This is a genomic window from Asanoa sp. NPDC049475 (assembly GCF_040676915.1).
Taxonomy (GTDB): Bacteria; Actinomycetota; Actinomycetes; order Mycobacteriales; family Micromonosporaceae; genus Asanoa.
Genome location: NZ_JBFAPY010000006.1, coordinates 309,791 through 322,803 on the forward strand (window position 1 = coordinate 309,791; position 13,013 = coordinate 322,803).

11 protein-coding genes and 1 pseudogene are annotated in these 13,013 nt (G+C 70.9%); all 12 read left to right on the plus strand.

What is annotated here, in order from left to right; all coding sequences use genetic code 11:
* Positions 1–154: 154 nt before the first annotated feature.
* Entirely contained in the window at positions 155–1,171 is a 1,017-nt protein-coding gene (locus tag AB0J88_RS25635) for an ABC transporter ATP-binding protein (protein WP_364351766.1), read from the plus strand.
* On the plus strand, positions 1,152–2,180 hold the full coding sequence (locus AB0J88_RS25640) for a dipeptide ABC transporter ATP-binding protein (RefSeq protein WP_364351763.1): 1,029 nt from the start codon (positions 1,152–1,154) through the stop codon (positions 2,178–2,180). The genes AB0J88_RS25635 and AB0J88_RS25640 overlap by 20 nt, the downstream gene beginning before the upstream one ends.
* 10 nt (positions 2,181–2,190) lie before the next feature.
* Positions 2,191–3,090: an NAD(P)-dependent oxidoreductase gene (locus AB0J88_RS25645; protein ID WP_364351760.1), complete on the plus strand. Its 900-nt coding sequence runs from the start codon at positions 2,191–2,193 to the stop codon at positions 3,088–3,090.
* A gap of 10 nt (positions 3,091–3,100) precedes the next feature.
* Positions 3,101–3,511, plus strand: a complete 411-nt coding sequence (locus AB0J88_RS25650; protein ID WP_364351757.1) for a VOC family protein — start codon at positions 3,101–3,103, stop codon at positions 3,509–3,511.
* Positions 3,512–3,636: 125 nt separating this feature from the next.
* On the plus strand, positions 3,637–3,987 hold the full coding sequence (locus AB0J88_RS25655) for a YciI family protein (RefSeq protein ID WP_364351754.1): 351 nt from the start codon (positions 3,637–3,639) through the stop codon (positions 3,985–3,987).
* A 14-nt stretch (positions 3,988–4,001) separates the two neighbouring features.
* Positions 4,002–5,258, plus strand: coding sequence for an RNA polymerase sigma factor (locus AB0J88_RS25660; RefSeq protein ID WP_364351751.1), 1,257 nt, complete (start codon positions 4,002–4,004; stop codon positions 5,256–5,258).
* Positions 5,251–5,655, plus strand: a complete 405-nt coding sequence (gene tsaA, locus AB0J88_RS25665) for a tRNA (N6-threonylcarbamoyladenosine(37)-N6)-methyltransferase TrmO (protein WP_364351748.1) — start codon at positions 5,251–5,253, stop codon at positions 5,653–5,655. The genes AB0J88_RS25660 and tsaA overlap by 8 nt, the downstream gene beginning before the upstream one ends.
* 34 nt (positions 5,656–5,689) lie before the next feature.
* Positions 5,690–6,622, plus strand: coding sequence for a zinc-binding dehydrogenase (locus AB0J88_RS25670; RefSeq protein ID WP_364351745.1), 933 nt, complete (start codon positions 5,690–5,692; stop codon positions 6,620–6,622).
* 144 nt (positions 6,623–6,766) lie between these two features.
* On the plus strand, positions 6,767–8,059 hold the full coding sequence (locus AB0J88_RS25675; RefSeq protein WP_364351742.1) for a vanadium-dependent haloperoxidase: 1,293 nt from the start codon (positions 6,767–6,769) through the stop codon (positions 8,057–8,059).
* A gap of 105 nt (positions 8,060–8,164) precedes the next feature.
* A complete protein-coding gene (locus AB0J88_RS25680; RefSeq protein ID WP_364351739.1) occupies positions 8,165–11,050 on the plus strand; it encodes a glycoside hydrolase family 9 protein in 2,886 nt (961 codons plus the stop codon).
* 80 nt (positions 11,051–11,130) lie between these two features.
* Positions 11,131–11,514 (plus strand): VOC family protein, encoded by a 384-nt coding sequence (locus AB0J88_RS25685; RefSeq protein WP_364351736.1) that lies wholly within the window; start codon positions 11,131–11,133, stop codon positions 11,512–11,514.
* Positions 11,515–11,788: 274 nt separating this feature from the next.
* Positions 11,789–13,013: pseudogene (locus tag AB0J88_RS25690) on the plus strand (hypothetical protein); the annotation flags it as partial.

The window sequence follows — 13,013 nt, forward strand, 5'->3', positions numbered from 1 at the left end:
ACCCGACGTTGCGGGCGGCATGATCGGCGATGAATGGGAGGGTTGCAAAAATTCGGCGCTGTAGTCAAGATGCAAAAGAAGAACAGGCGTGATGGACGCCAAGATGGTGAACTACGGGCAGGAACGTCCGTTTCGCTACTGGGGAGAACACGCAATGGAATCGTCGATTGACTCCACGTCACGAGCGCTGGAGGTGCGGGGCCTCTCGGTCACGTTCACCACGCGCCGCGGTCCCGTGCCCGCCGTCGTCGGTGTCGACCTCGACGTCGCCCGCGGCGAGCTCGTCGCGCTCCTCGGCGAGTCCGGCTCCGGCAAGTCGGCGGCGGCGCGCGCGATCATGGGGCTCTCCGACCGCAACGCGACCGTCACGGCCGACACGCTCAAGCTCGGTGACACGGACCTGCGCAGCCTGTCCGAGCAGCAGCACCGCAAGCTGCGCGGCACCCGGATGAGCCTGGTCTTCCAGGACGCGCTGTCCGCGCTGAACCCGGTGCTGTCCATCGGCGACCAGCTCGGCGAGCTGTTCCGGGAGCACCGCGACATGTCACGCCGGGCGGCGCGGGCCGCCGCGGTGGACCTCCTCGGCCAGGTGGGCATCCCGGCGCCGGCCCGCCGGATCTCCGACTATCCGCACCAGTTCTCGGGCGGCATGCGCCAGCGCATCCTCATCGCGATGGCCATCGCGTTGCGCCCCGAGCTGATCGTCGCAGACGAGCCCACGACGGCCCTTGACGTCACCGTCCAGGCCCAGATCCTCGAGCTGCTCGACACCCTGCGCCGCGACCTCGACATGGCCGTCCTGCTGATCACCCACGACCTCGGCGTCGTGAGCGAGGTCGCGGACCGGGTCATGGTGATGTACGCGGGCCGGGTGGTCGAGGCCGGCAGCGCCGACGACCTGCTCAGAGCGCCCGCCCATCCGTACACGGAGGCGCTGCTGAGGTCCGTGCCCCGGGCCGACCGCCGCGAGGGCCGGTTGCACGCGATCTCCGGCAGCCCGCCGAGCCCGTCCAACCAGCCGGACGGTTGCCCGTTCCATCCCCGCTGCGAGTACGTCGTCGACGAGTGCCGCACGACGCGCCCGCCGCTGACCGTGCTCACCGACACGTCCGCCCGGCTCGCCGCCTGTCACCGTTCCGAGGAGGTTCGCCATGTCGCCGTCGCCGGGTGACCTGGTGCTCGACGCCCAGGACCTGCACAAGACGTTTCACACCGGCCGGTCCGGCCTGCGCCGGTCCCGGGTCAGCGCGGTCGACGGCGTGAGCCTCCAACTGCGGGCCGGCGAGTCGCTCGGCATCGTCGGCGAGTCCGGCTGCGGCAAGTCGACGCTGGCCCGCATGATCGTCGGCCTCGAACGCCCTGACTCCGGCAGCATCACGGTCAACGGCAAGGACGTCACGAAGGTGCGCGGCCGGGACCGCCGGCTCATGCGCTCCGAGGTGCAGATGGTCTTCCAGGACCCGTACACCTCGCTCGACCCGCGCATGACGGTGCTCGAGCTGATCGGCGAGCCGCTGGTCGTGCACAAGCGGGTCACCGGTTCCGCCGCCCGCCGCGACCGGGTGGCCGAGCTGCTCGGGCTGGTCAACCTCGCGCCGGAGCTCATGCACCGCTATCCGCACCAGTTCTCCGGTGGTCAGCGCCAGCGCATCGGCATCGCCCGCGCGCTCGCTCTCGAGCCCCGCGTGCTGGTCTGCGACGAGCCGGTCTCGGCCCTCGACATGTCCGTCCAGGCGCAGGTCGTCAACCTGCTGCGCGACCTGCAGCAGCGGATGGGCATCGCGCTGCTGTTCATCGCCCACGACCTGTCGGTGGTCCGGCACGTGGCCGACCGCACGGCCGTCATGTACCTCGGCCGCCTCGCTGAGCTCGGCGACACCGACACGGTGTACGACCAGCCCGCGCACCCGTACACCCAGGCGCTGTTGTCCGCGTCCCCGGTGGTCGACCGCACGCGCCGGCGGCTGGCCAGCCGAATCATGCTCGCCGGCGACCCACCCAGCCCGAGCGACCCCCCGAGCGGCTGCCGCTTCCACACGCGGTGCCGCTTCAGCCAGGACCGCTGCGTCAGCGAGACCCCGGCCCTGCGCGCGCTCGCCGAACAGGACCCTCGCACCGTCGCCTGTCATTTCGCCGAGGAGGTGCGGCAGGCCGCGCCACCAGCCCCGCTGGCGGTGTAAGGATGGGGTGATGAGCGAGTCGACACGGGTGGCGATCATCGGCACGGGGCACATGGGTGGCGCGATGGTGGGGCGGCTGCGCGCCGCCGGCTATCCGGTGACGATCTGGAACCGCACCCGGGAACGGGCCGACGACATCGCCGCCCGCACCGGCGCTACCGTCGCCGGCACGCCCCGGGAGGCCACCGGCACCTCCGACGTCGTGCTCGTCGCGCTGGCCAACGACGCCGCCGACCTGGGCGCCCACGAGGGGCGCGACGGCATCGTCGCCGGGCTGGGCCTCGGGACCCCGGTCATCGACACGAGCACCATCGACCCGCGCACGACGCTGCGGCTCGCCGAGATGGTGCGCGGCGCCGGTGGCATCCACGTCGACTGCCCGGTGTCCGGCAGCGTCTCCAGCGTCGAGGCCGGCACGCTCGCGGTGCTCGCCGGCGGAGCGGCCACCGACATCGACCGGGTCCGACCCGTCCTCGACCACCTCGGCAAGGTGTTCCACATTGGACCCACGGGCACCGGGGCGACGATGAAGGTCGCCATCAACACCCTGCTGATCGCGATCAACCAGGGGCTGTCCGAGGCGTACGTGCTGGCCGAGGCGGCCGGCATCGACCCCGCCACGGCGTACGACGTGTTCCTGGCCGGCGCCACCGGCGCGCCGTACCTCAAGTACAAGCGGGAGGTCTTCGAGCATCCCGACCACGCCCAGGTCGCGTTCTCGCTCGACCTGGTCGACAAGGACGCCGGCCTGGTGCTGGCGCTGGCCGAGCGCACCGGCGTACCCGTGCCACAGGCCCAGGCCAACAAGGCCGCGCTGGCCGCGGCGCTGGACGACGGCTACGGCGACCGGGACATCAGCGCGATCGCCAAGCACCTGCGGGAGCTGCGGACAAGGTCGAGTCGGGGCTAGCTTTGCCGGCATGACGGTCAAACAGATGCGCCTCGTGGTCGAGGTCGAGGACTACGACGCCGCCGTGGCGTTCTTCCGTGACGCGCTCGGGCTCACCGAGGAGGCGGCGTTCAGCGGCGGCGACGGCGCTCAGGTGATGATCCTGGAGGCCGGCCGGGCCACGCTGGAGCTGGCCAACCCCGCGCACCACCGCTACATCGACGAGGTCGAGGTCGGGCGGCCCGTGGCACCCCGGTTCCGGATCGCGTTCGAGGTCGACGACGCGGCGGCGGACACCGACAAGCTGGCGGCGGCCGGTGCCGAGACGGTGGCACCGCCGACGCAGACACCGTGGCGGTCGCTCAACTCGCGGCTGGACGCGCCCGGCGATCTGCACGTCACCCTCTTCGAGGAACTGGACGCACAAGCGCCACAGCAGTAACGCCGGTGCGTCACGCTTTCGGTACCGGTCCAAAAAGTTCGCGCCGGGATGTCGATTGCGGGAAAGTCGCTCGTCGTCAGGATGAGAGGTGGTCACCGACCACCGCCTGCCAAGGGAGAAACCCCATGCGCTACCTGTTGCTGATCTACAGCGAGGAGACCCCCGGTACGCCGGACCCGGCCGAGGCGGAGAAGGTCATGAACGAGTACTGGGCCTACTCCGAGGCGATCGAGAAGGCCGGCATCGGCAAGGGCGGCGACGCGCTCCAGGAGTCCACGACCGCGACCACCGTGCGTGTCAAGGACGGCCAGCGGACGGTCACCGACGGACCGTTCGCCGAGACCCGCGAGGTGCTCGGCGGCTTCTACCTGATCGACGTGCCCGACCTGGACGCGGCGATCGAGTGGGCCGAGCGCTGCCCCGGTTCAAAGTACGGCTCGGTCGAGGTCCGCCCGGTGATGGAGTTCGGCGAATAGACGAGCCGCAGCCGATGGGTACGGGCGCCGCCTCGATCGAGGCCGTCTTCCGCGAAGAGTGGGGGCGGCTGCTGGCGGGGCTCGTCCGTACCCTCGGCGATCTCGACCTGGCCGAGGAGGTCGCGGCCGACGCCGTCGCCTCCGCGGTGGCCCGCTGGCCCAAGGACGGCGTGCCCGACCGCCCCGGCGCCTGGCTGCTCACCGTGGCCCGGCACCGCGCCGTCGACCTGCTGCGGCGCGACAAGGTGTTCGCCGCGAAGCTCGCCCTGCTCCAGGTCGAGGCCGACCGCCGCGACAGCCCACCGCCGCTCGACCCGGTGTGGAGCGACGACGCGCCCGACGAGCGGCTGCGGCTGTTCTTCACCTGCTGCCACCCGGCGCTGGGGCTCGACGCCCAGCTCGCGCTGACCCTCACCTGCCTCGCCGGCCTGACCACCCCGGAGGCCGCTCGGGCGTTCCTCGTGCCGCCGGCCACCATGGCGCAGCGGGTGGTGCGGGCCAAACGCAAGATCCGGGAGGCGCGGATCCCGTTCCGGGTGCCGTCGGCGACCGAGCTGCCCGACCGGCTGCCGGCCGTCCTCCAGGTGGTCTACCTGATCTTCACCGAGGGGTACGCGGCGACGGGCGGCGACAAGCTGGTCCGCGCGGACCTGACCGACGAGGCCGTGCGGCTCGGCCGGATCCTGCATCGGCTGCTGCCCGCCGAGCGTGAGGTGACCGGCCTGCTCGCGCTGATGCTGCTGGTCGACGCGCGCCGGCCGGCTCGCGTGGACGGCAACGGCGACCTGGTGCTCCTGGAGGACCAGGACCGCTCACTGTGGACGATCGACATGATCACGGAGGGCCGGCGGCTGGTGGTCGAGGCGCTGACCGGCGGGCCGCCCGGCCCGTACGCCCTGCAGGCCGCGATCGCCGCTGTGCACGACGACGCCGCCTCGGTCGCGACCACCGACTGGCCGCAGGTGGTCGCGCTCTACGACGTGCTCCGCACGGTCGCGCCGTCGCCGCTGGTCGAGCTCAACCGCGCGGTCGCGGTGGCCATGGTGGACGGTCCGGAAGCCGGGCTGGCACTGCTCGACTCGCTCGCCGCGGACCGCCACCTGGCCTCATACCACCTGCTGCCGGCGGCCCGCGCCGACCTGCTGCGCCGGTTGGGCCGCACCGCCGAGGCGGCCTCGGCTTATCGTGCCGCACTCGAGCTGGTCGGCAACGAGCCGGAGCGCGAGTACCTCGCGCGGCGCCTCGCGTCCCTAGGATCACCGGATGATTGAGATTACGCCTGTCGGGGTCGTCTCCTCCGCGCTCACCGACCCCGCGGCCGCACCGAGACAGGGCGACGAGGGCGGGCCGGACGCCTGGCTGCGGTTCGATCCGACGGTCGCCGACGCGCTCTCGGACCTCGCACCCGGCCAGGAGGTGCTGCTGCTGACCTGGTTCGACCGGGCCGACCGGGCGGTGCTGCGCGTGCGCCCGCGCGGTGCCGCCGACCGGCCGCTGACCGGCGTTTTCAGCACCCGCTCCCCCGACCGCCCGAACCCGATCGGCCTGCACCGGGTGACCGTGCTGGAGGTCGACGGCCTGCACGTCAAGGTCAACAACCTGGAGGCGCTCGACGGTACGCCGATCGTCGACGTCAAGCCGGTCCTCGGCGGCGTTTCCGAGCGTTGACCTCAACCTCGGTTGAGGTGTGATCCTTCGTCGTATGCGAGTCGTGTGGTTGACCCGGTTCGGCGACCCATCCGTCCTGGTGCCGGGTGAGGCACCCGACCCGTCGCCCGCGCCGGGACAGGTGCTGGTGGACGTGGCCTACGCCAACATCACCTTCATCGAGACCATGTTCCGGGCGAACGGCTTCGGCCCGTTCAAGGGCGATTTCCCGATGGTGCCCGGCAACGGCGTCGGCGGCGTGGTCACCGCGGTCGGCCCTGAGGTGGATCCGGCGCTGGTCGGCACCCGGGTGGTCACCTCGACCGGCGGCTCGGGCGCCTACGCGGCGCGGGTGGCGGTCGACGCATCGGGCCTCGTGCGCGTGCCCGACGGGCTCGGCCTGGACACGGCGGTGGCGCTGCTCGCGGACGGCCGTACCGCGCTGCTGCTGCTCCGGGCCGCGGCTGTGAAGCCCGGCGAGCGGGTCCTGGTCGAAGCGGCCGCCGGAGGCGTCGGCACACTGCTGGTCCAACTCGCGAAGGCGACCGGCGCTGCGGTCACGGGGGCCGCCAGCGCCGCCAAGCTGGAACACGTGGCCGCGGACCGTTCCGTCGACTACACGGTGCCCGGCTGGGCGACCGACGTCGGGCCACTCGACGTCGTCTTCGACGGGGTGGGCGGCGAGGTGGCCCGAGCGGCCTTCGAGCAGCTCACCCCCGGCGGCCGAATGCTCAGCTACGGCCTGTCCAGCGGCACCTGGTCCGACGTCACCGACGACGAGGCCGCCGCGCGCGGCGTGACCCTGATCCGCGGCGCCACGGGCACGCCCGAAGAACTGCGGGCACTGTCCGCGGAGGCACTGGCGCTCGCCGAGGCCGGGCACCTGCGCCCGGTGATCGGCCAACGCTTCCCCTTGGAGCAAGCGGCCGACGCCCACGCGGCGATCGAGGCCCGCTCCACGGTCGGCAAGACACTGCTGGTGGTTTAGCCACGCACGACCGCGAGACGTGCCACGGGAGGCGAGAGAATTTAGGACCGTCGATGCTATCGTCGATGATTGCCAATGCCTCTCCGGGCAGCGCGGAAGGGCGGCCTGCCGAGGCCACCGCCGACGACAGATCAAGGGGAGATCATGACAGGTCGGCCGTCGCCGCGCCGCACGATCTGGTCCCGCACCCTTCCCGTAGCCCTCGCGCTCGGGTCATTGCTCGCGTCCACGATGGTCGGATTAGCGCCGGCCGCGACGGCTGCGGCCTCCGGCGCCAACGCCGTGGTCACCTGGGACCTGAACGCGCAGACGGCGATCTGGGACATCGCCGCCCAGCAGCCGAACGAGCAGGTGCGCAGCTTCGCGATGGTGAACGGCGCCGTCTACGACGCGGTGAACGCGATCGCCGGGACTCCGTACGAGCCGTACCTCGTCGCGCCGTCGGCCGGCGGGACCGAGTCGGTGGACGCGGCCGTGGCCACCGCCGCGCACGGGGTGCTCGCCGCGCTCTTCCCCGCCCAGCAGTCGCGCCTGCGGGCACAGTACGACGCCGCGCTCGCCGCGATACCCGACGGGCGGCCGAAGCAGGGCGGCATCCGGGTCGGAGACCGGGCCGCGGCCGCGATGGTCGCCGCCCGGCATGACGACGGCGCGTTCGGAGACCAGCAGTGGGCGACCGGCACCGAGCCCGGCCGATGGCGGCCGACGCCGCCGCTGTTCCTGTCCCAGGGCGCGTGGACCGGGCACATGCGGCCGTTCCTCCTCCCCCGCGTGTCGGCGTTCCGCACACCCGGGCCTCCTGCTCTCACCAGCGCCGCGTACGCCCGCGACCTGAACGAGGTCAAGCAGCTGGGCTCGGCTACGAGCACCGTACGCACCCAGGACCAGACCGAGGCCGCGATCTGGTGGCACGACCGCCGATCCGTGAACTGGGAGATCAAGCGCCAGCTCGCAACCAGCCGGCGGCTGGACGTCCTGCAGACCGCCCGGTTCTTCGCGATGACCGACCTCGTCGTGGCCGACTCAGGTGTGGCCTGTTTCAGCCAGAAGGACTTCTGGAGCTACTGGCGTCCGGTCACGGCGATCCCGCTGGCAGACACGGACGGCAATCCTCGCACCGCGGCGGACCCGGGCTGGACGTCGCTTCTCGTCACACCGCCCTTCCCCGAGTACCCCTCCGGTCACGCGTGCGGCACTGGCGCCCGGATGTCGCTGTACCGCTACTTCTTCGGCCGGGACGACGTCACGTTCAGCGGCTACAGCGCCGACTCGGGTACGACCCGGCGGTTCACCAGCTTCTCGCAGGCTCTCACCGAGCTCATCGGCGCCCGGGTCTGGGGCGGCGTCCATTTCCGCACCGCGGACGTCGACGGGGCGAAGCTGGGTGAGGAGGTCTTCCGGTACGCGGTCCGGCACCACTTCCGCCCACGCCCGTAAGACCGCTTCACAAACTGATGACGTTCCCGTTACATTGGCGTCTATCCATGGGAGCGCTCCCGAGCCCTGGACCTGCTCCACCACCCTCTGACAGGAGTAGCCGTCATGCACGACGTCAGACGCCTCCGGCGGGCGCGGTCCGACCAGCCGTGGCCACGCCGTGTCCTCGCCGCCGGTGCGGCCCTGGTCACCGGGCTCACCCTCGGCGCCGTCCCCGGTCCCGCGTCCGCGGCCGTCCCCGCCACGACCGGCGTGCAGGCCGCCGCGGCCGCCTTCAACTACGCCGAGGCTTTGCAGAAGTCCCTCCTCTTCTACGAGGCCCAGCAGTCCGGCCCCAAGCCCTCCTGGAACCGCGTCTCCTGGCGCGGGGACTCCGCGTTGACCGACGGCGCCGACGTCGGGCTCGACCTGACCGGCGGCTGGTTCGACGCCGGTGACCACGTCAAGTTCGGCTTCCCGATGGCGTTCAGCGCCACCATGCTCGCCTGGGGCGCGGTCGAGTACCGGGACGGCTACGTGGCCGCAGGTCAGCTCCCGCACCTGCTCAACAACCTGCGCTTCGTCAACGACTACTTCGTCAAGGCGCACCCGTCACCGAACGTCCTCTACGGACAGATCGGCAACGGCGACGCCGACCACAAGTGGTGGGGTCCGGCCGAGGTGATGCCGATGGCGCGTCCCGCGTACAAGATCGATGCGAGCTGTGGCGGCGCGGACCTGGCCGGGGAGACCGCGGCGGCGATGGCCGCGTCGTCCATGGTCTTCCGACCCACCGACGCCGCGTACGCGGACAAGCTGCTCGGCCACGCGAAGCAGCTCTACACGTTCGCCGAGACGGTGCGGAAGAGCTACCACGAGTGCATCACCGACGCGACCAACTTCTACCGGTCGTGGAGCGGTTACCAGGACGAGCTGGTCTGGGGTGCGATCTGGCTGTACCGGGCCACCGGCGACGCCGGCTACCTCGCCAAGGCCGAGAGCGGGTACGACCTGCTCGGCAACGAGAACCAGACCACCACCAAGTCCTACAAGTGGACGATCGCCTGGGACAACAAGCAGTACGGCGCGTACGTGCTGCTGGCCCGCCTGACCGGCAAGCAGAAGTACCTGGACGACGCCAACCGGTGGCTCGACTACTGGACCGTCGGCGTGAACGGGCAACGGGTGCCGTACTCGCCGGGCGGCATGGCCGTGCTCGACTCGTGGGGCGCGCTGCGCTACGCGTCCAACACCAGCTTCGTCGCCCTGCTGCACGGTGACCACCTCACCGACGCCACCCGCAAGGCCCGCTACCAGGACTTCGCGCTGCGGCAGATCAACTACGCGCTCGGCGACAACCCGCGCAACTCCAGCTACGTCATCGGGTTCGGCGCCAACTCGCCGAAGAACCCGCACCACCGCACCGCGCACGGCTCCTGGTGGGACAGCCAGACCGTGCCCGAGCAGACCCGGCACGTGCTCTACGGCGCGCTGGTGGGTGGGCCCTCGTCGGCCAACGACGCGTACAGCGACACCCGGTCGGACTACGTGATGAACGAGGTCGCCACGGACTACAACGCCGGCTTCACCTCCGCGCTCGCCGCGCTGGTGACCAAGCACGGCGGCACCCCGCTGGCGAACTTCCCCGTCGCCGAGACCCCGGACCTCGACGAGTTGACCGTGGAGACCACGGTGATGCAGGCCGAGCCGAGGGGCACCGGGCTCAAGGCGATCATCTACAACCGCTCCGCGTACCCGGCCCGCGCCCTGACCGACGCGAAGTTCCGCTACTACTTCCGCGCCGAGGGCGCGACGCCCGTCGTGGTCACCCCCGGCTACACCCAGGGCTGCCCGTCGCCGTCCACGGCTCGCCAGGTCTCCGGCGACCTCTGGTACGTCGAGGTCGACTGCACCGGGCACACCATCGCCCCGGCCGGGCAGTCGCAGCACCGGATGGAGGTGCAGTTCAAGGTCGGCGTGCCGGAGGGTGGCACCTGGGACCCGACCAACGACCCGTCGTACAGCACCGTCGCGGGGCCAAACCGCAACGTGCCGCTCTACACCGGTGGTCGGCGGGTCTGGGGCGTCGAGCCCGGCACGCCCACCCCGGACACCACCGCGCCGACGGCGCCCGGCCGGCCGACCGCGTCGGCGGTCAGCGCGACCGGCGCGACCTTGAGCTGGGCGGCGTCGACCGACAACGTGGGCGTCACCGGGTACGACGTCTACCGTGAGGCAGGCGCCACCGACGTCCTCGTCGGCTCGCCCACCGCCGCCACGTTCGCGGTGACCGGTCTGACCGCCTCCACCTCCTACGCGTTCTACGTGGTGGCCAAGGACGCCGCGGGCAACCGCTCCGCCGCGTCCGCAGCGGTCTCCCTCACCACCACCGACCCGCCCGCGCCGGACGCCGTCGCGCCGACCGCGCCCGGCCAGCCGACCGCGTCCGCGGTGACCGCGACCGGAGTGACCCTGGGCTGGGCGGCGTCGACCGACAACGTGGGCGTCACGGGTTACCGGGTCTACCGCGCGACGGACCTGCTCGTCGGGTCGCCCACCGGCACCACACTCGCGGTGACCGGGCTGACGGCGGCCACCGCGTACACCTTCTACGTGGTGGCCGTCGACGCGGCCGGCAACACCTCGCCTGCGTCGGCGTCGGTCACCGTGACCACGTCGGCGCCGCCCGTTGCCGGTGCCTGCCGGGTGGCGTACGCGACGAACGATTGGGGCAGCGGGTTCACCGCGAACATCACGATCACCAACACCGGGACGACCGCGATCAACGGCTGGAGCCTCGGCTTCACCTTCCCGCACACCGGGCAGAAGGTCGGCCAGGGCTGGTCGGCGACGTTCGCCCAGACCGGTACGGCGGTCACCGCGACGAACCTGTCCTACAACGGTGCGCTGGCACCGGGGGCGTCGACCGGCATCGGCTTCAACGGCACCCATACGGGCAGCAACCCGAGGCCGACCAGCTTCACCCTGAACGGCGTCGCCTGCACCGCCTGATTCGTGTCGAGACCTTGGACAGTTACCGTTCCGCAGCACGAGCGGTAACTGCCCAAGATTTCGCGTGTGAGACTTGAGGGATGGTTGTCCAGCTGAATCACACCATCGTGCGGGTCCGCGACAAGCAGCAGTCGGCCACGTTCGTCGCCGAGATCCTGGGGTTGGCTGAGCCCAAGCCGTTCGGCCCGTTCCTGGTCGTACAGGTCGACAACGAGGTTTCACTCGACTTCGCCGACGACCACGGGCCGGTCCACCCGCAGCATTACGCGTTCCTGGTGAGCGAGGCGGAGTTCGACCAGATCTTCGGCCGGATCCGCGCTCGGGGTCTGGCCTACTGGGCTGACCCAGGACGACGTCGCCCCAACGAGATCAACACCAATGACGGCGGACGCGGTGTGTACTGGGAAGATCCCAGCGGGCACTTCCTGGAGATCATTACCCGCCCGTACGGCAGCGGGGGCTGAACCAAACGTTTCGGTCGTCGGATTCGCTCGGGTCGGGCTCTGACGTTGTTGACGGCCGAAGTGGCGAAGAGCATGCAGCCATCCTCTACGTAACGTAAGCCGCGTTTCGCTGCGCCGACGGCGGGTAAGCGGCCAAAGTGGGCCCCACCAGGGGCGGAAGCGGTCGCGCTGGCAAGTCTGCCGCGATCGGCGTCGTCGCGCGCTCCGCCGGCAGGATCGGTGACCGCCTCACCGCACGGGCGGTGTCGATGCGGGGTTCCGGAGGGGACGACAGGTGAGCCAGGGTACGAGCGGTAACGGAAACGGTTCGACCGGCGGCAAGTTGGTCGCGGGCCTGCGGGACTTCGCCGGCGCGCTCGCCGACCATGCGGTGTCCACCGTGAATGAGCGGATGGTTGACCTCACGGACAGGCTCACCGAATACGCCGCCAGCGGTGACGGCGGTTCCCGCCATGGCCGGGAGTCCATCGATGAGGGCGGCTCGCCGGGAAATGCGGGTACGGACGACGGCGTGATCCGCGACAGCGAGGAGGTCTCCCAGGACGACCGCGCCGACGATCAGGATTCGGAAGACGGCGGCCAGGCCGAGGGTGAGAAGGCCAAGAACGAGCCAGCTCGGGACGACCAGACCGAGGATGACGAGTCGCCCGACGAGGAACCAGGCAAGGTGGCTACCAAAACCGCGACCGAGGTGGCGCAGGAGACCGCGGCTCGAGAGTCAGCCAGGACCGCGACCGAGGTGGCCAGGGAGACTGCGGGTCGAGAGTTAACCAGGACGGCGACTGAGGTGGCCAAGGAGACCGCGGCCCGAGAGTCAGCCAGGACCGCGACCGAGGTGGCCAGGGAAACCGCGGGTCGAGAGTTAACCAGGACGGCGACTGAGGTGGCCAAGGAGACCGCGGCCCGAGAGTCAGCCAGGACCGCGACCGAGGTGGCCAAGGAGACCGCGGCCCGAGAGTCAGCGAAGACCGCGACCGAGGTGGCCAGGGAAACCGCGGGTCGAGAGTCAGCCAGGACCGCGACCGAGGTGGCCAAGGAGACCGCGGCCCAGGTGGCAAAAGAGACCGCCGCCCGAGAGTCAGCCAAGACCGCGACCGAGGTGGCCAAGGAGACCGCGGCCCAGGTGGCAAAAGAGACCGCCGCCCGAGAATCAACCAAGACCGCGACCCAGGTGGCCAAAAAGACCGCGGCCCAGGTGGCAAAAGACACCGCGACCCAGGTGGCCAAGAAGACCGCCGCCCGAGAATCAACCAAGACCGCGACCCAGGTGGCCAGAAAGACCGCAGCCCGAGAGTCAACGAAGACCGCGACCCAGGCCGCCAGGAAGGCCGCGACCGAGGTGGCGAAGAAGACCGCGCCTCGAAAGGCAACCAGGACCCCAACCAAGGCAGCCAAGAAAACCACGCCTCGAAAGGCAACCAGGACCCCAACCAAGGCAGCCAAGAAAACCACGCCTCGAAAGGCAACCAGGACCCCAACCAAGGCAGCCAAGAAAACCA